General features: G+C 29.2%; 24 protein-coding genes. 21 read left to right on the top strand and 3 right to left on the bottom strand.

The window, feature by feature from the left end:
- The first annotated feature begins 2 nt into the window (after positions 1-2).
- The 21 genes from rfbB to rfbD all read left to right on the top strand — a co-directional run bounded on the left by rfbB (position 3) and on the right by rfbD (position 20,149).
- On the top strand, positions 3-1,061 hold the full coding sequence (rfbB, locus tag Q1A15_RS15760) for a dTDP-glucose 4,6-dehydratase (protein WP_299626101.1): 1,059 nt from the start codon (positions 3-5) through the stop codon (positions 1,059-1,061).
- 5 nt (positions 1,062-1,066) lie between these two features.
- Entirely contained in the window at positions 1,067-1,939 is an 873-nt protein-coding gene (gene rfbA, locus Q1A15_RS15755) for a glucose-1-phosphate thymidylyltransferase RfbA (RefSeq protein WP_299626098.1), read from the top strand.
- A gap of 9 nt (positions 1,940-1,948) precedes the next feature.
- The gene (locus tag Q1A15_RS15750; RefSeq protein WP_299626095.1) at positions 1,949-3,025 is read left to right on the top strand and encodes a DegT/DnrJ/EryC1/StrS family aminotransferase; all 1,077 of its coding nucleotides are present in this window, start codon (positions 1,949-1,951) and stop codon (positions 3,023-3,025) included.
- On the top strand, positions 3,018-3,758 hold the full coding sequence (locus Q1A15_RS15745; RefSeq protein ID WP_299626092.1) for a dTDP-4-amino-4,6-dideoxyglucose formyltransferase: 741 nt from the start codon (positions 3,018-3,020) through the stop codon (positions 3,756-3,758). Before Q1A15_RS15750 ends, Q1A15_RS15745 begins: the two co-directional genes overlap by 8 nt.
- Before the next feature lie 105 nt (positions 3,759-3,863).
- Complete coding sequence (locus Q1A15_RS15740; RefSeq protein WP_299626089.1) at positions 3,864-5,021, top strand: TDP-N-acetylfucosamine:lipid II N-acetylfucosaminyltransferase; 1,158 nt, start codon at positions 3,864-3,866, stop codon at positions 5,019-5,021.
- A complete protein-coding gene (locus Q1A15_RS15735; RefSeq protein ID WP_299626086.1) occupies positions 5,018-6,301 on the top strand; it encodes an MOP flippase family protein in 1,284 nt (427 codons plus the stop codon). The genes Q1A15_RS15740 and Q1A15_RS15735 overlap by 4 nt, the downstream gene beginning before the upstream one ends.
- Positions 6,282-6,851, top strand: a complete 570-nt coding sequence (locus Q1A15_RS15730; protein WP_299626083.1) for a DapH/DapD/GlmU-related protein — start codon at positions 6,282-6,284, stop codon at positions 6,849-6,851. Before Q1A15_RS15735 ends, Q1A15_RS15730 begins: the two co-directional genes overlap by 20 nt.
- A complete protein-coding gene (locus Q1A15_RS15725) occupies positions 6,851-8,035 on the top strand; it encodes a glycosyltransferase family 4 protein (protein WP_299626080.1) in 1,185 nt (394 codons plus the stop codon). The genes Q1A15_RS15730 and Q1A15_RS15725 overlap by 1 nt, the downstream gene beginning before the upstream one ends.
- Positions 8,022-9,248, top strand: a complete 1,227-nt coding sequence (locus tag Q1A15_RS15720; RefSeq protein ID WP_299626077.1) for a hypothetical protein — start codon at positions 8,022-8,024, stop codon at positions 9,246-9,248. Before Q1A15_RS15725 ends, Q1A15_RS15720 begins: the two co-directional genes overlap by 14 nt.
- On the top strand, positions 9,245-10,360 hold the full coding sequence (locus tag Q1A15_RS15715) for a glycosyltransferase family 4 protein (RefSeq protein ID WP_299626074.1): 1,116 nt from the start codon (positions 9,245-9,247) through the stop codon (positions 10,358-10,360). The genes Q1A15_RS15720 and Q1A15_RS15715 overlap by 4 nt, the downstream gene beginning before the upstream one ends.
- Positions 10,357-11,496, top strand: coding sequence for a glycosyltransferase (locus Q1A15_RS15710; protein WP_299626071.1), 1,140 nt, complete (start codon positions 10,357-10,359; stop codon positions 11,494-11,496). The genes Q1A15_RS15715 and Q1A15_RS15710 overlap by 4 nt, the downstream gene beginning before the upstream one ends.
- A complete protein-coding gene (locus tag Q1A15_RS15705; protein WP_299626068.1) occupies positions 11,483-12,496 on the top strand; it encodes a polysaccharide biosynthesis protein in 1,014 nt (337 codons plus the stop codon). Before Q1A15_RS15710 ends, Q1A15_RS15705 begins: the two co-directional genes overlap by 14 nt.
- Positions 12,496-12,924: a dTDP-4-dehydrorhamnose 3,5-epimerase family protein gene (locus Q1A15_RS15700; protein WP_299626065.1), complete on the top strand. Its 429-nt coding sequence runs from the start codon at positions 12,496-12,498 to the stop codon at positions 12,922-12,924. The genes Q1A15_RS15705 and Q1A15_RS15700 overlap by 1 nt, the downstream gene beginning before the upstream one ends.
- Positions 12,915-14,036, top strand: coding sequence for an NAD-dependent epimerase/dehydratase family protein (locus Q1A15_RS15695; RefSeq protein ID WP_299626062.1), 1,122 nt, complete (start codon positions 12,915-12,917; stop codon positions 14,034-14,036). The genes Q1A15_RS15700 and Q1A15_RS15695 overlap by 10 nt, the downstream gene beginning before the upstream one ends.
- Before the next feature lie 9 nt (positions 14,037-14,045).
- Positions 14,046-15,182: a UDP-N-acetylglucosamine 2-epimerase (non-hydrolyzing) gene (gene wecB, locus Q1A15_RS15690; RefSeq protein ID WP_299626060.1), complete on the top strand. Its 1,137-nt coding sequence runs from the start codon at positions 14,046-14,048 to the stop codon at positions 15,180-15,182.
- Positions 15,183-15,185: 3 nt separating this feature from the next.
- A complete protein-coding gene (locus Q1A15_RS15685) occupies positions 15,186-16,394 on the top strand; it encodes a glycosyltransferase family 4 protein (RefSeq protein WP_299626057.1) in 1,209 nt (402 codons plus the stop codon).
- Positions 16,387-16,992, top strand: coding sequence for a sugar transferase (locus Q1A15_RS15680; RefSeq protein ID WP_299626054.1), 606 nt, complete (start codon positions 16,387-16,389; stop codon positions 16,990-16,992). The genes Q1A15_RS15685 and Q1A15_RS15680 overlap by 8 nt, the downstream gene beginning before the upstream one ends.
- On the top strand, positions 16,985-17,608 hold the full coding sequence (locus Q1A15_RS15675; RefSeq protein WP_299626051.1) for an acetyltransferase: 624 nt from the start codon (positions 16,985-16,987) through the stop codon (positions 17,606-17,608). Before Q1A15_RS15680 ends, Q1A15_RS15675 begins: the two co-directional genes overlap by 8 nt.
- Entirely contained in the window at positions 17,601-18,731 is a 1,131-nt protein-coding gene (locus Q1A15_RS15670) for a DegT/DnrJ/EryC1/StrS family aminotransferase (protein ID WP_299626048.1), read from the top strand. The genes Q1A15_RS15675 and Q1A15_RS15670 overlap by 8 nt, the downstream gene beginning before the upstream one ends.
- Position 18,732: 1 nt before the next feature.
- Positions 18,733-19,287, top strand: a complete 555-nt coding sequence (rfbC, locus tag Q1A15_RS15665; protein ID WP_299626045.1) for a dTDP-4-dehydrorhamnose 3,5-epimerase — start codon at positions 18,733-18,735, stop codon at positions 19,285-19,287.
- Between the two features lies 1 nt (position 19,288).
- Positions 19,289-20,149, top strand: a complete 861-nt coding sequence (gene rfbD, locus Q1A15_RS15660; protein ID WP_299626042.1) for a dTDP-4-dehydrorhamnose reductase — start codon at positions 19,289-19,291, stop codon at positions 20,147-20,149.
- A gap of 94 nt (positions 20,150-20,243) precedes the next feature.
- Here the strand turns inward: rfbD and Q1A15_RS15655 are convergent, their stop codons facing one another.
- The 3 genes from Q1A15_RS15655 to Q1A15_RS15645 are packed head-to-tail and all read right to left on the bottom strand — an operon-like array spanning position 20,244 to position 24,820.
- Positions 20,244-22,145, bottom strand: a complete 1,902-nt coding sequence (locus Q1A15_RS15655; RefSeq protein WP_299626039.1) for a LysM peptidoglycan-binding domain-containing protein — start codon at positions 22,143-22,145, stop codon at positions 20,244-20,246.
- A 26-nt stretch (positions 22,146-22,171) separates the two neighbouring features.
- Positions 22,172-23,707 (bottom strand): glutamine-hydrolyzing GMP synthase, encoded by a 1,536-nt coding sequence (gene guaA, locus Q1A15_RS15650; RefSeq protein WP_299626037.1) that lies wholly within the window; start codon positions 23,705-23,707, stop codon positions 22,172-22,174.
- Between the two features lie 48 nt (positions 23,708-23,755).
- Positions 23,756-24,820, bottom strand: a complete 1,065-nt coding sequence (locus Q1A15_RS15645; RefSeq protein WP_299626035.1) for a 3-oxoacyl-ACP synthase III family protein — start codon at positions 24,818-24,820, stop codon at positions 23,756-23,758.
- Between the last annotated feature and the right edge of the window lie 184 nt (positions 24,821-25,004).

Raw genomic sequence — 25,004 nt, 5'->3', positions numbered from 1 at the left:
ATATGTTTAAAAAAAAGATATTAATAACTGGCGGGGCTGGTTTCATAGGGTCCCATGTTATAAGACATTTTGTAAAAAAATACTCAAATTATGAGATTTATAATTTAGACATATTGACTTATGCTGGAAATCTCGAAAATTTAAAAGATATTGAAGATTATCCAAATTATAACCTTCTATTAGAAGATATCACCAATGAAGATAGGATCCAAGACTTATTTACAGAATATGAATTTGATGGAGTAATTCATTTGGCTGCAGAGTCGCATGTTGATCGATCAATAAAGAATCCTCTTGCCTTCGCCAAAACGAACATTTTAGGAACACTTAATTTATTAAATAGTTTTAAAAATAGATGGTCAGATAATTGGAAAGATAAAAGGTTTTATCACATAAGTACAGATGAAGTTTATGGAACTTTAGGTGAAACGGGATTGTTTACAGAAGAAACTCCTTATTCACCAAATTCACCTTACTCAGCATCTAAAGCAAGTTCAGATCATTTTGTTCGATCATATGGAGAGACTTATGGAATGCCTTTTGTTATTTCTAATTGTTCTAATAATTATGGACCAAATCATTTTCCTGAAAAGTTAATACCGTTATTCATAAATAACATAATTGAAAATAAAGACTTACCTGTTTATGGAGATGGTAATTATACACGTGATTGGTTATATGTTAAAGATCATGCGCGAGCAATTGACAAGATATTTCATGAAGGAGAAAATATGAAAACATATAACATAGGTGGTTTTAATGAGTGGAAGAATATAGATCTAGTAAAATTACTATGCCGTTTGATGGATAATAAGTTAGGTCGATCTAAAGGTGAATCTGAAAAGTTAATAACTTTTGTTAAAGATAGACCTGGACATGATTTAAGATATGCGATAGACGCAACGAAAATCAAGGAAGAATTAGGTTGGGAACCTTCTGTATCTTTTGAAGAAGGATTATCTTTAACTATAGACTGGTATTTGGAGAATGAAGAATGGCTGATAAATGTCACATCAGGAGAATATAAAAATTATTATCAGGATTTTTATAGTAACAGATAAAAAATATGAAAGGTATTATTTTAGCAGGAGGATCGGGAACGAGACTCCATCCACTTACTTTAGCAGTTTCAAAACAGTTATTACCTGTGTATGACAAACCTATGATATACTACCCGTTATCTGTTTTAATGCTTGCAGGAATAAATGATATTTTAATTATATCAACCCCACATGATTTACCAAATTTCAAAAAATTATTAGGAGATGGTGAACGCTACGGAATAAAGTTGTCTTATAAAGAACAGCCTTCTCCTGACGGGTTAGCTCAAGCCTTTATAATTGGAGAAGATTTTATAGGTACAGAAAATGTTTGTTTGATTCTAGGAGATAACATTTTTTATGGAGCAGGATTGCAAAAATTATTACGTTCTTCTATAGAAATTGTTGAAAGTGAGAATAAAGCAGTTGTTTTTGGTAACTATGTTAATGATCCTGAAAGATATGGTGTAGCGGAGTTTGATAAAGAGAATAATGTCATTAGTATTGAAGAGAAACCCAAAAAACCAAAATCTAATTTTGCAGTTGTTGGTTTGTATTTTTATCCTAACTCAGTTGTAGAAATTGCTAAAAACGTTAAACCTTCCAATAGAGGAGAGTTAGAAATTACTTCTGTAAACCAGATTTATTTGAAAAAGGAAAAGTTAAAAATGCAAATTCTAAGTAGAGGATTTGCATGGTTGGATACAGGAACACATGAAGCGTTAACTGAAGCTACTGAATTTGTAAAGGCAGTTGAAAAAAGAACTGGATTAAAAATAGCTTGTTTAGAGGAAATTGCACTATTATATGATTGGATTAGTAAAGAACAGCTTAAATTAAATATATTTAATACCAAAGGAGAATACTTCGAGTATCTAAGAAAAATAATATTAAAATAAAGAGCTTAAATGAAAAATAGGATAAATGTTACGAAATGCTTTTTTCCTCCTTTAGAAGAATATACGAAATTTACTGAGATTATATGGAATAATCAGTGGTTAACTAATAATGGAGAATTATTTAAAGAGCTTTCTAAGAAACTTAAGGAGTACCTAGAGGTAGATTATATTATCCCAATGACAAATGGAACTCTTCCAATTAATATAGCCCTGAATGCGTTTGCTGAAGAAGGTGAAGTAATAACAACTCCTTTTTCTTATGTTGCTACTACGGCTAGTATTGTTTGGGAGAAATGTACACCAGTTTTTGTTGATATTTCTCCTGATTATTTGACTATTGACGAATCAAAAATAGAAGAAGCTATTACGGATAAAACTACAGCTATTTTAGCTACTCATGTTTTTGGGAATCCATGTGAGGTTGATAAAATTACTGAAATTGCTGAAAAGTATAATTTAATTGTTATATACGATGCCGCTCATTGTTTTGGGGTGAAATATAAAAATAACTCGTTACTTTCTTACGGGGATGTAAGTACATGTAGTTTTCATGCCACTAAATTGTTTCATACAGGAGAAGGAGGAGCTGCTATTTGTAAAAATGAAAAAATATATCATGAAATGTTTTATAGACACAATTTTGGGCATAACGGACCTCTAGATTTTCATGGTCTAGGAATTAATGCAAAAATGAGTGAACTACAATCTGCAATGGGGTTATCATTATTTCCTTATATAGACCATATTATTAATGAAAGAAAAAAAGTATGTCAATTTTATGACAATAAATTAAATTTCAAAGATTATAGGTCAATTAAAATAAGAGAATTTACTGATTGGAATTATTCTTATTATCCGATAATTTTTAGTTCAGAAAAAAAACTTCTTGAGTTAGAACATAAGCTTAATCAAAATAATATTTATCCTAGAAGATATTTCTATCCAAGCCTTGAAAAATTACCATATATTAACGAGAATAGTTGTCAAATTTCCGAAGATATTTCGAGTAGAATAATGTGTTTACCACTCTATGTTGGTTTAGAGGAGGAAGAATTGAACTTAATTGTAGAACTCTTAAATGAATAGGTATAAAAGAATACTGATAATCACGGATAATAGGGAAATAACTGAAAAATTTATTAAAGAGGTTTTACCCGTGGTTGAGGAGGATGTAGAATTTGAGTTTGCTTGTAGTCCTACAAGTGATATTAATGTTATTGAGGATTTTTATTTTAGAAACATCAATTTAAAAAATGATCAAATTGTTGAGGAATTAATAGCTGCTAAAGATTTGATAATTTCTTTACATTGTAAACAGTTATTTCCCGTTAAATTAATTTCCAATATAAAATGTATAAATGTCCACCCTGGTTATAATCCTATTAACCGTGGATGGTTTCCTCAAGTATTTGCTATTGTTAACAATATTGATATTGGAGCAACTATACATGAAATTGATGAGAAGTTAGATAATGGTAATATTATTTCAAGATCAAAAGTAGAGAAATACTGCTATGATACTTCAAGTTCTTTATATGAACGAGTGATTAATGAAGAGCTAAGGCTATTAAAAGAAAGTATTAACTCAATAGTAAATAATAATTATAAAGCATTCAAGCCAGAAGGTAGTGGCAATCTATATTTAAAAAGAGATTTTCAAGAGCTATGTAAGCTAAATCTAGATGAGAAATGCACAATGGGTGAAGCAATAAACAAATTAAGAGCATTAACTCATGGTGATTATAAAAATGCATATTATTTTGATAAGGCTGGAAATAAAATATTTGTTTCTTTAAATATTGAACTCAAAAAAGAGTAATTACCTTACTAGATACTGACTCTTTTTATTTAAGTTAATTAATAAGCTATCACATAAATAATACCAACGAATCATAGCTAAATATCTAATTTAATGAACTTTAAAATGTCTGATAAAAAAATAGCGCATGTTGTTACAGATGAAAAATTTATTAATAGCGTTCACTGGCAGTTTGAAGAAGTTTTTCCCTGTCAGAATACTTTTTTCGTTTTTGTTGATGATTTTCATTCATCCTTTAATCATATAAAATTTAATGATGGAATAATCAAAATCAAGAAGGAAGAAGAAAGTATAAAGTTATTAAATAAAAAGCTAGATGAATACGATGTTGTAGTGCTTCATAGTTTGTCATATTACCATAGTATTTTAGTTAATAATACTAAAAATTTAGATAAGTTTGTTTGGTCATTTTGGGGAGGGGAATTTTATAACAATCCAGAAGTTCGCTTTAAGTTTCCTATGGTTGGCGATATTACTAATAGGAAATTATTAGGAAGAAATAGATTTATGACTATTTTGAAAAGTATAAAGAATAGGTTCTTTAAGTATTTTCAAGTTAGAAAGTCATCATGGTCTTTAATTTCAAAAGCAGCTAAAAAGATTGATAGAATTGCGGTTATTCATCGTGAAGATGTAGAAATGCTCAAAGAATATAATTATGTAAAAGCTAATGCAAAGTATATTCAATTTTCTTACTATCCATTGGAATATGTTTTTAAAAATTATGATCAAATTGATTTAGGGAATAATATTTTAGTCGGAAATTCAGCCACTCCTACAAATAATCATGGCGAAGTATTTGAATTACTTTCAAAATTCTCTCTTGGAGATAGAAAAATAATTGTACCACTAAGCTATGGGAATGAAGATTATGCAAAAAAAGTAAACTATTTAGGTAGAAATATTTTTAAAGATAGTTTCTTACCTCTTATGGACTTTATGTCCTTTAATGAGTATAACAAATTAATTCAGCAATGTGGAATAGTTGTAATTAATACATATAGACAACAAGCAATAGGTAATATTCTTACTTTATTGTGGATGGGAGCAAAAATCTATCTTGATAATAGAAATACATTTTTTAATTATTTAAAGCGAAAAGGGTTTATAGTTTTATCTATAAATGAAGATTTAAATATTAATAATTCTAATGCCTTATTGCCACTCTCCATTGATGAAAAGAAACATAATAGAGATATATTGAAAAAAGAAACTTCGAAGGAAAAATTATTCAGTATATTAAAAAATGAATTTGGTAAATGAAGTTAAAGCAGAAGGCGATATCAGGTGTTAAGTGGAATACAGCTTCAACTTTTACAGTAGCTTTATTTTCCCTGTTAAAAATATCCATTTTAACAAGGTTTTTAGAGAAAGGTGATTTTGGATTGATGGCTTTGGTTATGTTTGTTTTAGGTTTTACAAATATTTTTGTTGATATGGGGTTGACTACTGCTATACTCCATAAACAAAAAATTAGTAAGAACGAATTTTCTAGTTTGTATTGGTTAAATGTTGGTTTTAGTATTATTCTTTATGTTTTAATACTTCTTATAGCTCCAGTATTTTCTAGATTTTATGAAGAAACCGAATTGATAAATTTAATTCCGATTATGGGGGTTAATATTTTATTATCAGGTTTCGGAAGACAGTTTAAAACAGTAATTCAAAAGGCCTTAAGGTTTAAGTTGATTTCAATAGTAAACATTATATCTGCCACTATCAGTTTAATAATATCAATAGTCCTATCATTTAAAGGGTATGGAGTTTACGCATTAGTTTTTGCTGCGTTAGGTCAAGAAGTCGTATCTAATATGTTGTTCATCATTTTTGGAAGAGCTAACCATGGAGTAAGTTTTTTCTTTTCTTATCAGTTAACAAAGCCGTTCTTGAAAATAGGTGGTTTCCAAGTTGGAGGACAGATAGTTAACTATTTTAATCGCGATATTGATACTTTGATAGTTGGTAAGTTTTTTGGAGTAGAAATATTAGGAGGATATAATTTAGCTAAACAATTAGTTTTTAGGCCAGCAAGTATATTAAATCCTATAATAACAAACGTTTCAGCACCAATCCTTGCAAAATTACAGGATGACTTAGAAGTCTTAAAGAAAAATTATTTGAAATTGGTTAATATAATAGCAACTATTAATATACCTATATATATATTAGTAATTGTTTTTGCACCTTTTATCGTTAGAATTATGTACGGTGAAGGATTTGATAATATTGTAAGTTTAGTTAGAATTTTATCAGTTTATATGATGTATAGAGCCATAGGTAACCCAATAGGATCGTTAGTAATTGCTACAGGAAAGACTCATTTGGAGTTTGTTTGGAACTTGGTTATTTTATTTTTTATGCCTTTAGCTGTTTTTATTGGTAGTCAGTTTACTATTGAAGCTGTGGCATTTTCTATAGTAATATGCAGTAGCTTACTTTTTATACCTTCTTGGTATATGCTAGTAAAAAAGATGATTGGTGCGTCATTAAAAGAATATGTTAAAAGCTTAAAACCAAATTTTAATGTTTTTTTTCAAAAATAGATTATTAAATTTCTTTCATATCAGATTACTGAAAATTATTTCAAAATTCTATCTAAGTAAAAGAATTCAGAAACATATATCAGAAATTCAGTACAGACGTATGATGTCTTTTTATTCAGAGAAAGGAGTAGAGTATGGTGAAGGAACAATATTTTATAGTGTTAAATTCTCATCATCCCACAAAGGAGATCGTTTTATTATCGGAAAAAATGTGTGTCTTACAAATTGTACATTATTAGGTCATGATGCTTCTCCAGCAACATTTCTAGAAGAATTAGTAAATACAGACAATGTATGGGAAGTAGGATCTAGAAAATCTTTTAGAAGTACAATTGTAATTGGAGATAATGTCTTTGTTGGCGCGGGTGCAATAATATTACCTGGTGTAAATATAGGGAACAATGTGATCGTGGCTGCAGGAAGCGTAGTAACTAAGAATGTCCAAGATGATGTTATTGTTGCTGGTAATCCAGCGAAAGTTGTGAGTGATTTACAGCGATTTAAGGATAAATATTTAGAACGATATAAAAATAATCCTGAGAATTTTTAATGATTGTATTAACATCTACATATTATAAGCCGCATATAGGAGGAGTTGAAAATTCTTTATTTTTTCTTGCTAGAGCATACAATAAAATAGGAAAAAAAGTAGTAATTGTTTCAAGTGATAAAGGAAAGGGAAAAAGTCGTTTAAATAAGTTCGAATTAATTGATGATATCGAGGTTATAAGATATAAAAGTTACACAAAAGGAGGGGTTTTAGGTAATTTTATCAAACCAATCATAGAATTAATAAGAATACGAAGAGTTTTAAAAGAAATAAATATAAAAAGTGAAATAGATTTGGTAGTTGCAAGAAATCATATTAATAGCTTAGCTTCTTCTTCTTTAGGGTTATATGTTAAATATTTGGTACCTGGTATCTATATAAACCAATCTAAGACGAATTTAATTGCAGTAAACAAGATTAAAAAGTTTATTCTCTTTAACATTGTTTTTCCTTATCACTCTTTATTTCAAATTTTAGCATTAAAAAAGGCTAATGGTGTTTGCGTTTTTAGTTTTGCAATGAAAGACCAAATTAAAGTTTTATTGAAGAAAAATATTCCAATTACTATTGTTAATCCAGGAGTTGATATTGAAAAGTTTTCGCGGGTCAATGATTTAAACATAAAAAACAAGTATAAATTAAATAATGATTTTGTTTTTCTCTGTGTTGGTAGATTAGTGAAAGAAAAGGGGGTTTCTTATGCAATAGAAGCTTTATCAAAAATGACAAATAGAAAATCCAAGTTATTAATTGTTGGGGAAGGTGTAGAGCAAGATAGCTTGATGAAGATAACTAAGCGACTAGAACTAGAGGATAGGGTTTTTTTCGTAGGTGCAATTAATCAAAATATTGAAGACTATTACTTAATTTCGAATGCATTTCTTCTTACTTCTGTGAAAGAAACATTTGGGCAAATAATTTTAGAAGCTCTAGCGTCAAAACTTCCAATTTTAGCTTGGAGAAGTGGTGGTTTTATTAAAACGGCAACGTCAGAAATATTAGAGAATAAAACTAATGGTTTCTTGTTTGATTTTGATGTAGAAAAGTTAGCTTATTTTATGGATGAAATTTCGCAGATGCACAAGAAAGAATTGGATGTAATAGGAGTTGAAAATTATGAATTAGCTAAAACCAAGTATTCTTGGATTCATTTAGCAAAAAAGTTGATGAATGATAACAATTAACAAACATAATTTTATTTTATTCGGATTTATTTTTTGTGCTTTTTTTGATGAAGTGTTAACCTTTGAATTAGGAAGTATATTTATTACACCATTGAAATTATTTTCTATTATTTTAATTTTCTTTTATCCTAAAATGGGCTTGAAAAATATTGTTCGAGCTCCTAAAATTTTAAAATTTTACATATATCTTCATCTATTTATACTAGTTCATGTTTTTCTTGCATTTTATACAGGTGATTTAAGATTTAGTACTTTTTTAGATAGATTAATTCATATTATTACAGCGATGCTTGCATTGTTAATAATCTACAATTCTTTCGAAAAAAATAAAATTGATATTTCCCAATTACAAAAAGTATTTCTTTGGGTTTTTTCTATTGAAGTATTGATTTTATTTTTTGAAATTTTAACAGGAAGACCATTTTTCACCCATGGTATTGTAGGAAACTCTCCTTTAGAAGTGAGAGGATTTCATGCGGATAGAATATTTTTATCTGAATACATATTTATAGGAAATATGATTTTATTTTCGATTTTGAAAAGCAAAATCATAAAGTATACCGTGTTTTTTTTAAGCATGGCGATTGTTATTTCATCTGATTCCAATACTGGAGTACTTTTATTATCATCATGCTTTTTATTTTATTTTTTGAAAGATAAAGTTAATCTTGGTTTAAAAGTAATTTCAGTAACTTTTTTCTTTGTCCTTTTCACTCAAATTTCATTTATACAGAAAAAATTATTATCTGAGGATGCTTTGATAAAATCACAAGAAAGATTCGAAGGGTATTTTGGAGAAAATATGAGTCAAGATAATTGGCGCTTATATTCTGCAATCACATTAATTGAAAACTTAAAGGATAAACCTACAGTTTTGGGAGAAGGATTTGGGGCAAATGCACGTTTTTTATCTCGTAAGGCTTTTTTAGATAAAGAACTTTCCGCTCATTCTGTTTTGTCAATTATATATGATTATGGTTTGATAGGTATGTTTTTCATATGTTTGATTGTGTTTTTATTAATTAAAAATATTATCAGTATTTCGAGAATAAATATGATAAAGGAAAATAGGAATTATCTAATGTTTTTTTTTATGTTTAATTTATTGATCTTTTCAAGATTCATATTATACTATCAAACAACCATTGTTTGGATTTATGTAATAGGAATTGCTATGATTTCTTCATTTAAAAAAAGACTTATTAAATCATGAGAGTTTTAATTTTTTCTTTAGAATTTCCTCCAATGATAGGAGGAGCCGGATCATACGCATATAATCTATCTATTGGATTGAATAATGAAAAAATAAAAGTAGATATTTTAACTTCAAACCGAGGAGAAGATTTAAAATCTAAAAATATAGATAACGAATTAAGTAAAAACGGGATAAAGGTTTTTCGAAAAAAATGGAATAATAAAATATGGGTGTTTGAATGGAAGTATATTCTTAAAAACCATTTAAAAAAGAATACTTACGATAATATCTTTTTTGCTAATTCTACAGCTATAATGATTGGATCTAAATTAGATAAAAGGATTTTAGGTAATTTTACTTGCACATTGCATGGCTCTGAGAGATATACCTTTCTTCAGCGAAAACAAAGTCTATTCACAAAAATAAAATATAATAGATTAAGTGTTTTGAGTTTTTTAAGAGCTTCAAAAATTGTAATATGTGTAAGTAAAGATTTATTTGAAGATGTAAAAAGACTCAATTTAAATTTACCACTTCAAATCATACCTTTGGGAATAAGTGAATCTTTTATTAGGAAAAATCAAGTGGGTTTTGCTGGAGATAAAGAACAAGTACTAAATATAGTCTCAACGAGTAGGCTTGTACCTATGAAAGGAATAGACTTTGTTTTAAAAAGTTTAACTAGTCTTGAATTAAATTTTCATTATTTCATTGTAGGAGAAGGTTCTGATTATGGGAGGTTGAATAATTTAGTTCAGGAATTAAATCTAGTGGATAAGGTAACTTTTTTAGGTGCTTTAAGCCAAGATAAACTAATAAGCTTATATGAAGAAATGTCAATGTTTATATTGTGTTCTAGATTTAAAGAAACATTTGGTTTAGTTTATTTAGAAGCAATGGGATCTGGTTTGCCTGTGATAGGTCGAAATAAAGGAGCAATAAAAGATATAATTTTAGACAATTATAACGGAGCATTATTAGAGAGTGAGAGTAGTAATGAATTAATCGAAAAAATATACAAAGTTTTAGAAAATTTCAATTCTTATAGCGAGAATAGTTTTCAAAAAGCAAAAGAGTATTCTTTGAAAAATATGATAATAAACCATATAAAGTATATTGATATCTTATGAGAATATTAATAAATGCGGCAACAATAGTTGTAGGAGGAGGAATACAAGTAACTGTAAATTTCATTGAAAACACCTTAAATAAGGAAGATGAATATTTTTATGTAATATCAAAAAATGTAAATGAACAGTTACTACAGGATATACCCGAAGAGAAAAAAAAAGTAATTGATATTTCCCCGGCATCAATAATAAGGGGATATAAAACAAAAAAGGAAATACTAAAACTCGAAAAAGAATTTAATCCAGATATAGTTTATTCTATAGGCGCACCTTCATATATAAAGTTTAAAAACAAAGAGGTCCAAAGACTAACAAATCCTTGGGTCATTGGACCTAATAAACATGCTGTTTCTGTTTATAGTTTATTCGCCAAAATTAAAATGCTCGCAAAATCAAGACTTCAGAGATTTTACATTAGAAAAAATAACTTTATAATCACACAAACCAATGAAGCAAAAAATAAAATTAACAAGAATCTAAAAATACCTTTAGAAAGTATTTATGTTATACCGAATGTATATTCGAAAATTTTTGATCAATATATAAATAAAAATATTGAGAAACATACCGGAACAGAAAAGATTAAAATATTTTGTTTATCTGCACCTTATCCTCACAAAAATATATCTATAATTCCTAAATTAGTCAAGGAAATAGAATTACTTAAACCAAATCTTGATTTTGAATTTATTGTAACATTACCTGAGAATGATTTTCTAAATAAATTTAATAAAGAATTAAGTGAGTTAGGAGTAATAAATAGGGTTAAAAATATAGGAAAATTAAAACTAGTTGACTTACCAGAGGTTTACAATCAATCGAATGTTTTATTTTTACCGACTTTATTAGAAGTGTATAGTGTCACTTATCTGGAGTCAATGAGAATGGGGGTGCCAATAGTAACTACTAATTTCTCTTTTTCGCAAGAGGTATGTCAAGAAGCAGCTCTGTATTTTGAACCATTTGATTACAAAAAAGCCGCAATTAACATTATTAATGTTATTATTGATGATGAATTAAGAGAATTGTTAATATCAAATGGTAGAGAGATTATTAAAAAGAGTAAATCGCAAGAGTATATATATAATAAACATATTGAAGTTTTAAAAAAAATAGTATTAAATGAAGGGAATTGAGAAAAAAACTTTGCTTATTACTGGAGGAACGGGTTCTTTCGGAAACGCAGTTTTAAATAGATTTTTAAATACAAATCATTTTAGTGAAATTAGAATATTCTCTAGAGATGAAAAAAAGCAAGACGATTTAAGAAGAAAGTTGTCAAATCCTAAAGTTAAATTTTACATTGGAGATGTTAGAGATCCTTTTTCAGTGGAAGTTGCTGTAAGAGGTGTAGATTATATATTTCACGCGGCAGCGTTAAAGCAAGTTCCATCTTGTGAGTTTTTTCCAATAGAAGCTGTAAAAACTAATGTAATAGGAACAGAAAACGTATTAGAAGCAGCAATAAGAAATAATGTTAAAAGTGTTGTGGTTTTAAGTACAGATAAAGCTGTTTATCCAATTAATGCTATGGGTATTTCAAAAGCAATGATGGAGAAAGTTTTAGTTGCGAAATCTAGAAATGCAGGTGATACAATTATTAGCGGAACAAGATATGGAAATGTAATGGCGTCAAGAGGTTCAGTTATACCTTTGTTTGTTGAGCAAATGAAATCTGGAAAAGATTTGACATTAACAGATCCAAGCATGACTAGATTCATGATGACTTTAGAGGATGCGGTAGATTTAGTTTTGTTTGCATTTGAAAATGCCAATCCAGGAGATATGTTTGTACAAAAAGCTCCAGCAGCAACTATTGAAACTTTAGCAAAGGCCTTAATAGAAATGTATAATAGCTCAAGCGAATTAAAAGTTATAGGAACACGACATGGTGAAAAATTATATGAATCTTTATTAACAAGAGAAGAAAGAGTAAAATCAGAAGACATGGGAGATTATTACAGAATTCCCGCTGATAATCGAGATTTAAATTATGCTAATTATTTTTCAGAAGGAGAAATCGATATGAATTCTATTGAGGATTATCATTCTCATAATACAGAGAGGTTGGATGTAGAAGGGATGAAAAAAATGCTATTAAAGCTAGAATTTATTAAGAACGAAGTAAATAAGTGATGATTCGCCCTTATATAATAGAAGGTGGTAAGCATATCGATGAAAGAGGGTGTATCAATTTTGTCAATGACTTTGATATGTCTGTTATCAATAGACTTTATTATACAGAACATTTTTCTACTGATGTTATTAGGGCTTGGCAAGCCCATATTGTAGAGAAAAGATGGTTTTTATGCATCGAAGGTGAATTTATAGTAAAGTTGGTGAAAATTGATGATTTTGAAAACCCTTCAGAAAAGCTTGAAGTTTACGAGTTTTTGCTAAAGGCAGACGATCCTCAAGTGTTATTTATTCCTGAAGGTTTTGCTAATGGTTTTCAAGCAAAAAAAGAAAATTCTAAATTAATGATTTTTTCTGATTATGCTTTTGGTATAAATCCTGATGATCAGGTAAGATTCGATAAAAATAAATGGACAACATGGAATTAAAAGTTGGAATCACAGGTCAATCTGGATTCATGGGAAGACACTTATATAATTATCTATCCTTAAAGGAAGAATTAAATCTTATTGATTTTGATCGTTCTTTTTTTGAAAATACAGATAGACTTGAAGAATTTGTAAAGTCATGTGATGTAATTGTACATATAGCAGCAATGAACAGACATGAGAGTCAGGGATTTATTTATAAAACAAATGTAGGTTTAGTTAATAAATTAATTTCTGCATGTGAAAATACTGGTTCTACACCAAAAATTGTTTTTTCTTCTTCAACACAAGAAGATAGAGATAATTTATATGGAAAATCCAAAAGAGATGGTAGAAATTTACTAGAAAAATGGGCAGAAAAGAATGATACTTCAGTTGCGTCTTTAATAATTCCAAATGTTTTTGGGCCTTTTGGTAAACCATTTTATAATTCATTTATAGCTACATTTTGTCACCAAATTATAAATGGAGAAGAGCCTAGAGTAATTAATGATAGTACGGTTAATCTTATTTATATTAATGAGTTGTGTGAGTCATTTTACGAAGAAATAAAAGGAAATAATAAGAGTATCAGTTCTAAATTAGTTGAACATACATCTAGTAACAAGGTTTCAGAAATTTTAAGTTTACTATGCAAATACAAAGAGGCTTATATGGATAATGGAGAAGTTCCAAATGTTCCTATGAAATCTTTTGAATTGAACTTGTTTAATACGTTTACAAGTTTTATTCCTAAATCATATTTTCCCAGAAATTTCATGAAACATACTGATAATAGAGGAGCATTTGTTGAAATTATGAGAGCAGGTGTTTCTGGACAGTCTTCATATTCAACAACGGTTCCCGGTATAACAAGAGGAAATCATTATCATACTAGAAAAGTGGAACGCTTTGCTGTTATTAAAGGTAAGGCTTCTATTAAATTGAGGAAAGTTGATAGTGACGAAGTTATAGAGTACTTTTTAGATGGAGATAAACCGTCTTATGTGGATATGCCAATTTGGTATACCCATAATATCACAAATATTGGGGAAGAAGAATTAGTTACATTGTTTTGGATAAATGAACCATACAACCCTGATGATGCAGATACTTATTTTGTAGAAGTTTAAAATATAAAAATGAAGAAATTAAAAGTAGTTACGGTAGTTGGAACAAGACCTGAAATTATCAGGTTATCATGTACTCTTATAGCCTTAGATAAGAACGAAGCAATAGATCATATTTTGGTCCATACAGGTCAAAATTATGATTATGAATTAAATGAAATATTTTTCGAAGATTTAGGTTTAAGGAAACCGGATTATTTTTTGGAAGCTGCTGGAAAAAATGCAACAGAAACTGTTGGGAATATTCTTATAAAAATAGATCCTATTTTAGAAAAAGAAAATCCTGATGCGTTTTTAGTATTGGGAGACACAAATTCTTGTTTATGTGCTATTCCTGCTAAAAAGAGAAAAATTCCAGTATTTCATATGGAGGCAGGTAATCGTTGTTTTGACCAAAGAGTGCCTGAAGAAACAAATAGAAAAATTGTAGATCACGTTGCCGATATAAATTTAACATATAGTTCGATAGCGAGAGAGTATTTATTAAGAGAGGGATTATCTCCAGATAGAGTAATTAAAACTGGAAGTCCTATGTACGAAGTACTACATAAATTTAAATCTAAAATAGAAAGCTCTGAGGTACTTGAAAAATTGAATCTAGAGAAGAATAAATTTTTTGTTGTTTCGTCTCACAGGGAGGAAAATATTAGCAACCCAAAAAACTTTAATGGATTAATTGAGTCTTTAAATTTGATTGCCGAAAAATATGATTATCCTGTAATTGTATCGACACATCCACGTACAAGAAATATGCTGAATAGCAAAGAGATGAAAACTCATAAAAACATCCAATTTTTAAAACCTTTAGGTTTTAGTGACTATAATGCATTACAAATGCATTCATTTACAGTGCTATCAGATTCAGGAACAATTTCAGAGGAATCATCAATACTGAATTTCCCAGCGCTAAATATAAGAGAAGCTCATGAAAGGCCTGAAGCAATGGAGGAAGCATCGGTAATGATGGTTGGATTAAATCCAGAACGAGTTTTACAAGGATTAGTAGCCTTAGAGGTTCAAAAAAGAGATCCAGAAAGAAATTTTAGAGAAGTTTATGATTATTCAATGCCAAATGTAAGTGAGAAAATGGTTAGAATTATTTTGTCATACACAGATTATATTAATCGAACTGTTTGGAGTAAATATTAAAATATGAATATCCTATTTTTATCAATGTTAAAGATAACTTCATTGGATCAAAGAGGTATTTACACGGATTTGTTAAGAGAGTTTGTTAAGAATAAAGACAATGTCTATATTGTTTCACCATCGGAGAGAAGAGAAAAAAAAGTTACTAAAATTATCAAGGAAAAAAGAGTTACAATTTTAAGAGTAAATACTTTAAATCTTCAAAAAGCATCTTTAATAGAAAAAGGAATCGGACAACTGATTTTAGAAAAGCAGTTTTTAAGAGAAGTTAAATCTAATTTCAAAAAAGTAAAGTTTGATTTAGTCTTATATAGCACACCTCCCATTACTTTCTCAAATGTAGTTTCTTATATAAAGAAACGAGACAATGCCTACTCTTATCTGCTGCTTAAGGATATTTTTCCACAGAATGCAGTAGATTTAAAAATGATAAAAAGAGGAGGGATTTTACATCGTTTTTTTCTAAAAAAGGAAAAGAATCTTTATGAAAACTCTGATAAAATAGGTTGTATGTCGCCAGCTAATTTGAATTATGTGTTAAAACATAATCAATGGTTATCAAAGGATAAAGTTGAGATTAACCCTAATACAATAGCGCCAATAACAATTGAATATTCTTCGGAAGAAAAAATAGAAGTCAGAGAAAAGTACAATATACCATGCGGTAAGAAAGTTTTTGTTTATGGAGGAAATTTAGGTAAGCCACAAGGAGTTGACTTTTTACTATCTATAATTGAAAACTGTAAAAATCCGGATGCTTTTTTTTTAATTGTAGGATCAGGAACTGAATTTATAAAAATAAAACAGTGGTTTGAAACAAAAAGACCTCGTAATGCAAAATTATTATCTGCATTATGTAAGGAAGATTACGATAAGTTGTTAGCGTCTTGTGATATTGGAATGATTTTTTTACATAAAGATTTCACTATACCTAATTTTCCATCAAGATTGCTGTCGTATTTGGAAATGGGATTCCCTATTTTTGCAGCAACTGACCTAGCCACTGATCTAGGAGAAATTGTAGAAAAAGAAAAGTGCGGTTTTTGGGTAGAATCAGGAAACTTAAATAAAGCGCTTAAAAAAATTAATGAATTTATTCATGATGATAGATTATTAGAGGAGATGAAAGAAAAATCTAAGGCTTTATTAGAAAAAGAATATATGGTAGAAAAAACATATAAATTAATTAGTAATGCGATAAACTATGTATAAATATTTTTTAAAACGTATTATAGATTTTTTTTTAGCTTTAATTGGTTTAATAATAATGCTTCCGGTCTTTTTAATAGTATTAGTATTGCTTTTTATCTATAATAATGGAAAGCCTTTTTTCTTTCAACAGAGACCAGGTAAAAATGAAAGAATATTTAAAGTTATAAAGTTCAAAACAATGAATGATAAGACAGGTAGTAACGGTGAGTTATTATCAGATAGTAAGAGATTGACTCCTTTCGGTAAATTTGTTAGAAAAACTTCTTTGGATGAAATTCCACAATTGTTAAATGTATTAAAAGGGGATATGAGTTTAATTGGACCTAGACCTCTTTTAGTTGAATATTTATCAAGGTATAATGAAGAACAAAAAAGAAGGCATAATGTTAGACCAGGAATTACAGGTTTAGCTCAAGTTAATGGAAGAAATGCTTTAAGTTGGAAAGATAAATTTAAGTACGATTTAGAATATGTAGATAATTTAAGTTTTTTTCTAGATTTGAAAATATTTTTTATGACTTTTTTAAAAGTCTTTAAGTCTGAAGGAATTAGTCAAGAAGGACAAGTTACAATGTCTAAATTTATGGGGAATGAGTAATAGACAAGTCTATTTATATGGAGCAAGTGGTCATGGTAAAGTAATTAGAGATATTGCTGTAAAGTGTAATATAGATATTGTTGCTTTTGTTGATGATAATCCTAAGTCAAGTACATTATTAAATATTCCAATTCTTAATACAGATTATTTGGTTGATATAAATAATATTGAATTTGTTATTTCTGTAGGCAACAATAGAATTAGAAAAATAATTAGTGAAAAACTCAATAAAATTGGTAATGCTATTGTTGATCCTTCGGCTCTAATTTCTGATTTTGTTACGATAGAAAATGGTACAGTTGTTATGCCATCTGTAGTTATAAATTCTGATACAAATATTGGAGCACATGTAATTTTAAATACAGGAGCAATAGTTGAACACGATTGTAATATTGGTGACTTCGCTCACATTTCTCCAAATGCCACTATTACAGGTGGAGTTTCTATTGGAGAAGGAACACATATTGGAGCTGGAGCAATAGTAATCCCAGGTGTAAAAATTGGTAAATGGGTAACTGTTGGTGCCGGAGCTGTAATAATTAATGACATTCCTGACTATACCACAATTGTCGGTAATCCAGGTAGAATTATAAAACAAAAAGAGAAAAATGGATAAAATCTGGTTGTCATCACCCCATATGGGAGGTGGAGAACAAAAGTATGTTCAAGAGGCATTTGATACGAATTGGGTGGCACCATTAGGACCAAACGTGAATGGTTTTGAAAAAGATTTAGAAAACTATCTGGGTGAAAAATCTCATGTGGCATGTTTGGTATCTGGTACTTCTGCATTACACTTAGCTTTAATACTTTCTGGTGTAGGATACGATGATGAAGTGTTGTGCCAAAGTATAACTTTTTCAGCATCTGCTAATCCTATAGTTTATCAACGAGCTAAACCTGTTTTTGTAGATAGCGAAAAAGATACATGGAATATGTGTCCAGTATTTCTTGAGAAGGCAATTAAAGAGAGAATCTCAAAAGGTAAAAAGCCGAAAGCTATTATTGTGGTTCACTTATATGGAATGCCAGCTAAAATGGATGAAATAGCCACAATAGCAAAAAAATATGAGATAAAACTTATTGAAGATGCTGCTGAAGCTCTTGGTTCCTCATATAAAGGCCAGAAATGTGGAACTTTTGGTGATTTTGGAATTTTATCTTTTAATGGAAACAAAATTATCACGACATCAGGAGGAGGAGCTTTGGTTTGTAATACTGATGAAGTAAAGAAAAGAGCTGTGTTTTTAGCAACTCAAGCTAGAGATAATGCTCCACATTATCAGCACTCTCATATAGGGTATAACTATAGAATGAGTAATATTACTGCTGGTATCGGAAGAGGGCAAATGGAAGTACTAGATAAGCATATAAACTATCGCAGAGCAAATAATAATTTCTATAAAGAAGTGTTTAAAAATGTTGAAGGAGTAGAGGTGTTTACTGAATCTTCTTCAGATTATTTTTCAAATCATTGGTTGAGTTCAGTTATTATAGATAAGAAAAAAACTGGTTTCAGTAGAGAAGATTTAAGATTATCAATGTTAGAGGATAATATTGAATCTAGACCATTATGGAAACCAATGCATATGCAGCCTATTTTTAAGGATTGTTTATATTACGGCAGCAAAATCTCGGAAAAATTATTTGATTATGGATTATGCCTGCCTTCTGGTTCAAATTTAACACATAATGATAAATTAAGAATTAAAAGTTCAATAGAAAAATTAATTGATTAAAATGAACTTTATAAAAACAAGCATTCCAGATTTAATTATTATTGAACCAATAGTTTTTGGAGATCATAGAGGATATTTTTTAGAATCTTATAACCAAAAAAAGTTTGAAGAACATCTAAATAAAGTTGAATTTGTTCAAGACAATGAATCAAAATCAACAAAAGGAGTTTTAAGAGGTTTACATTTTCAGAAGCCACCTTATGCTCAAACTAAGTTAGTGAGATGTATTACAGGTAGAGTACTTGATGTAGTTTTAGATTTAAGAAAAGGTTCACCAACTTATGGTAAGCATGAAATTGTAGAGTTATCAGGTGAAAATAAAAGACAATTATTTGTTCCAAGAGGTTTTGCTCATGGTTACGTTGTACTATCTGAAGAAGCTATTTTTTCTTACAAAGTAGATAATTGGTATGCTCCTGAATGTGAAGGTGGAATCATGTGGAATGACGAAAACTTACAAATAGATTGGAAGATAAACAAAGAAGAAGTAAAACTTTCTGAAAAGGATACTAAATTAGAACTCTTTAAAAACTTTGAAAGCCCATTTACCTATTAAAATGAATATACTAGTAACTGGAGCAAAAGGACAATTAGGTTCAGAAATACAAGTAGAATCAGATGCTTACAAAGAATATAATTTCTTTTTTGAAGATTCTAAAAGTCTAGATATTACTCAATCAGAAATTATCAAAAATTATATAACTGAGCATAACATTTCAGTTGTAATAAATTGTGCTGCTTATACAGCAGTAGATAAGGCAGAATCAGAAATAGAAAAAGCAGAGGCTGTTAATGTTTTAGGAGTTAAGAATATACTTTCAGCTTTAGTTAAAGTTAAAAACAGTAAACTAATACATATTTCTACAGATTATGTATTTAATGGAACAAATCACATTCCTTATAAAGAAACCGATGATGTAGATCCGATAGGAATTTATGGGAAAACAAAAAGAGTAGGAGAAGAGCTTATTTTAAATTCTATGATAGATGGAATTATTATAAGAACATCTTGGGTGTATTCTAGTTTTGGAAATAACTTTGTGAAAACAATGATGCGTTTGGGAGAAGAGAGAGAAAATTTAAATGTAATATTTGATCAAATAGGTTCTCCAACTTATGCTAAAGATCTAGCAAATTTATGTTTATTTTTATTAGATAAAGATTTTCAAAATAGATCTAAAATATACCATTATTCAAATGAGGGTGTTTTATCTTGGTACGATTTCGCAAAATGTATTATGGAGTTAGCAAATATAGATTGTGAAATTAATCCAATTGAAACTAAAGATTACCCAACTCCCGCAAAACGACCAAACTATTCACTTTTAAATAAATCCAGAATTAAAGAAGATTTTGATATTGAAATTCCGTATTGGAAAGATTCATTGAAAGAATGCATAAAGATTATTCAAAATTAATTATACTTACTTGAGTAAAAAGAAATTTCTGAAATGAAAAAAATAAAAAGGTGTCTAATTTTAGACACCTTTTTATTTTTATGAGTTGTAGAACTTATTTAATTCTTTGTAGCGTTAAATCAGGATTGTATTTAACGATAAATAATCCTTTGTTATATACACTACCAAAAAGTTTTTTATCAAATTCAAACTTGTTTTCTAAACGAATAGATGAACCTTGCTTATATGTGTGTAAAAGCTTTTCTCCAGAAGCTAAACGCATTAATACATCAAATGTAATATCAAAACCACGGACAGCGTATTGCGAAGGAATATCGTTGTTTTTAGCTTTGTATTTATTAATGAAATCTTTTAAGTTTTTATCATCATAATTAGCGTAGTTATCGGTTACATAAGTAAAACCGATTCTAGCTAAAGTATTGTTGTCTACATTTTCGTAAGATGATCCTTTAGAAATAGCAAATACTTTTGCAGATAAACCTTCTGGTAAAACAACCATACTATTTACAGCATTTGCAACTAGTGCAGTTTCATCTGTAGCAATAATAACCCAACTACTAGAATTTGGTTTCATTTTATCTGTAAAACGCTCTTTTTTAATATATCCTTTTTCTGGCTTTAAAACAAAAACATCTTTTATAGAATCATTATCTCTTAGGATTTTCGTCATTTCTTTAGCTTGTGCATCAGAAACTTCTGTTCCGTCAGAAACTATAAAAATACTTTCCCCATCATGGATTTTACTTAAATAATTAGCTAAAACTTCACTACGTGTTATTTTATCTGGTGCAGATTTTACAATTTTAGAAGATGAAAATTGACTTTGATTTCTAGAAAAGTGAGGGAAAATTACTGGAGCATCAGCAGATTTAGCCACAGATGATACTTTGTCAGAATAAAATGGACCGATAATCGCATTCATTTCATTTAAAAGTTCTTTCTCCAAAATTTGTTCAATATTCTTTCCTCTGTTTCCTGTATCGAAAACAGAAACATCAACTTTAATCCCTAAGCTTTTAATAGAATCGATTGCTATTTCACTTCCCATGAAAAAGTCGGTAACCAAGTTTGCTAAGTTTGCATTTCCACGATCAGCTTTTGATGTGTCAAAAATATCTTCATAGTCTTTTCCATTGTATTCATCTGCTCTAAATGGTAATAGTAAAGCTACTTTAATATTTTCTTCGATATCAGCAATACTGTCAATAAACATTTCAGATGAATATGTTTCTACATTATCAGCTATATTACGAATTCTTAATACTTGTCCGATTTGTAATTGATTATCTTCGATCTCTGGATATTCCGGATTCAGATTCATTAAATCTTCCTTAGTAATATTATAGAAACGTGTTAAACTATAAACTGTTTCTTTAGATTTAACTGTGTGAGTAACATGATTTTTTAAGTCTTCTTCACGAGATAAGTAAACAATTTTCTTTTCCGCTACTTTTACTTTTAAAACCTGACCGACATCTAAATAGTTGTCTCTCAATCTTGGATATTGAGGATTTAAATTGATTAATTCCTCTTTAGAAATATCGTACTGTTTTGTAATTCTATATACAGTTTCTCCTGGTTGAACAGTATGTTTTTTAAATTCAATAACTGTTCTTACGATTTGTGTAGAATCTGCTTTAGCAGCGATATCTGTATTTTCTTCGTCTTTAGTAGTATTGTCATTATCTGATGAAGTGTCTGTTATAGTTTCGTCTTTCACTACATCAGTATCTTTATCTTCTTTAGGTTCTTGTATTAATGGTATTTGTTTTTTGTACTTCGGATTCGGTACAATAATAACACTATTAGTTGACGGATTTTCTCCTACATCAGGATTTAAACGAACTAAATCTTCCGTCTTAACATTAATACGTTCAGCGATTTCTCGCATACTTTCACCTTCTTTTACTTTATAAGAAATGTATCTTTTTTGTTGACTACAAGATACTAGCATAGCTAAAACTAAAGTAAAAGCCCAAAATTTAATCTTATTCATATAATTCAATAACTACTTAAGTACGATTATTCCCATTCTATTGTTGCTGGTGGTTTAGAGCTAATATCGTAAACAACTCTATTTACACCTTTCACATTATTAATTATTTTATTAGATATGTTTTGTAAGAACTCATAAGGTAAATTTACCCAATCTGCTGTCATACCATCAGTACTTTCTACAGCTCTTAAAGCAACTACTTTTTCGTAAGTTCTTTCATCTCCCATTACACCTACAGAATTAACTGGTAATAAAATAGCTCCGGCTTGCCAAACTTTGTCGTATAAACCAGATTCTTTTAATCCGTTAATAAATATAGCGTCTACTTCTTGCAAAATACGAACTTTTTCTGAAGTGATATCTCCAAGAATTCTAATAGCCAAACCTGGTCCAGGAAATGGATGTCTACCTAACAATTCTTTATCAATTCCCATAGAAGCACCAACACGTCTTACTTCATCTTTAAAAATCATACGAAGTGGTTCAACCACTTGTAATTTCATAAAGTCTGGTAATCCACCTACATTATGATGACTTTTAATAGTTGCTGAAGGTCCGCCATTCACTGAAACAGATTCAATAACATCAGGATAAATTGTTCCTTGAGCTAACCATTTTGCATTTTCAACTTTTGCTGCTTCATCATCAAAAACTTCAATAAATACTCTACCGATAGTTTTTCTTTTCGTTTCAGGATCACTAATTCCCTCTAAAGCATTTAAAAATCTTTCAGAAGCATCTACTCCTTTAACGTTTAATCCCATTCCTTCGTATTGCTTAAGTACACTTTTGTACTCATCTTTACGTAATAATCCGTTATTTACGAAGATACAATGTAAATTATCACCAATAGCTTTATGTAATAAAACTCCAGCTACTGTAGAATCTACACCACCAGATAAACCTAAAATTACTTTATCGTTTCCGATCTTTTCTTTTAATGAAGAAACTGTAGATTCAACAAATGAATTTGGTGTCCAGTTTTGTGCTACTCCTGCGATATCAACTAAAAAGTTCTTTAATAATTTAGTTCCATCTGTAGAGTGATAAACTTCTGGGTGAAATTGAATAGCAAAAGTAGTTTCACCTTCAATTTTATACGCTGCATTTTCTACATCTTTAGTACTAGCTAAAAGTACACCATTAGTAGGTAATTCTTTTATAGTATCTGAATGACTCATCCATACTTGGCTTCCTTCAGAAATACCATTTAAAAATTGTTCTTCTTCTTTAATGAAAGATAAGTTTGCTCTTCCATACTCTCTAGTATTAGAAGGAGCGACTAAACCTCCTGAAAAATGAGCTAAATATTGAGCACCATAACAAACTGCTAATAAAGGTTTTTTACCTCTTATTTCAGAAAGATCTGGGTGTGGAGCTTCTTCTGATCGAACAGATGAAGGACTACCTGATAAAATAACAGCTTTAAATTCGTTTAAGTTTTGTGGAATCTTATTGTAAGGATGAATTTCACAGTAAATATTCAACTCTCTTACTCTACGCGCAATTAACTGAGTGTATTGCGAACCAAAATCTAATATTAATACGTTGTGTTGTTGCATCCGCAAAAATAATAGTTTGAATTTATTTTTGCCTATATTTTTTAGAAATTAATATCTGTACACTATTGCATTGATATTCATACCAGCACCAACTGAAGCTAAAATAAAAATATCACCTTTTTGTAAATCGTGACCTTCAATTTCTCCTTTTAAAACCAAATCTAATAGTGTAGGAACTGTTGCTACAGAACTATTTCCTAATTTATGAATGCTCATAGGCATGATATCTTTAGGGACAGGTTTCTTGTATAAACGGTAAAAACGTTTGATTATCGCTTCATCCATTTTTTCATTGGCTTGATGAATAAAAACTTTTCGAACTTCATCAATTTCGATATTACTTTTATCTAAAGCTGTTTTCATAGCTTTAGGTACGTGGGTTAATGCAAATTCATAAATCTTTCTACCGTGCATTTTTATATAACGCACATTTTCATCTTTATTTTTATCATAAGAATTTCCAAAGAAAAGATGATAAGCTTCGTCTTTTGAAAATGTTTGTGAAGCATGACCTAAAATTCCAGTGTCAACACCGTTCTCTGAAGATTCAACAATACAAGCACCCGCACCATCACTATAAATCATAGAATCTCGATCGTGTTTATCGATTACTCTTGATAATGTTTCTGCTCCAATAACTAAGGCTTTTTTTGCAATTCCAGCTTTTATAAATGCTTGAGCTTGAATTACACCTTCTACCCAACCTGGGCAACCAAATAAAATATCGTAAGCAATACAGTTCGGATTCTCAATTTGAAGTAAATGCTTTACTCTAGTAGCAAGACTAGGAATAATATCACTTTGAATTCCAGATTTATTTACATCTCCAAAATTGTGAGCTAAAATAATATAGTCGATAGTTTCTGGATCGATGTTGGCATTTTCAATTGCATTTTTTGCAGCAAAAAAACCTAAATCAGAAGCATTATAATCATGTTCAGCATATCGTCTTTCTACAATACCAGTGATAGATTTAAATTTTTCAATGATTTCGGTATTACAGGAATTAAAAGGAGTTCCATCGGCATTTAAAAATCTGTTTGAAGTAAATTTATTATTCTCCTTTTTTATTGTTGGAATATAGCTTCCTGTTCCTGTTATTACTACCTTCATTTGCTAAAATTTTATCTAGGGAAGTAACAAATAAACAGGTTTTGTATTATTAAACCTATTTAAAATCAAAAGGATATTTCACTTTTAACAGATTCTTATTTTGAATAGTGTATTTTTTAGAATTAATAATTTTATAGGGTTAAAAAATGAATATTTAACAATTGTGATATTTGAAGAAAAAACG

It is taken from the genome of uncultured Tenacibaculum sp., assembly GCF_947495995.1.
Taxonomy (GTDB): domain Bacteria; phylum Bacteroidota; class Bacteroidia; order Flavobacteriales; family Flavobacteriaceae; genus Polaribacter.
This window is presented reverse-complemented; position numbering and strand designations above follow the sequence as displayed.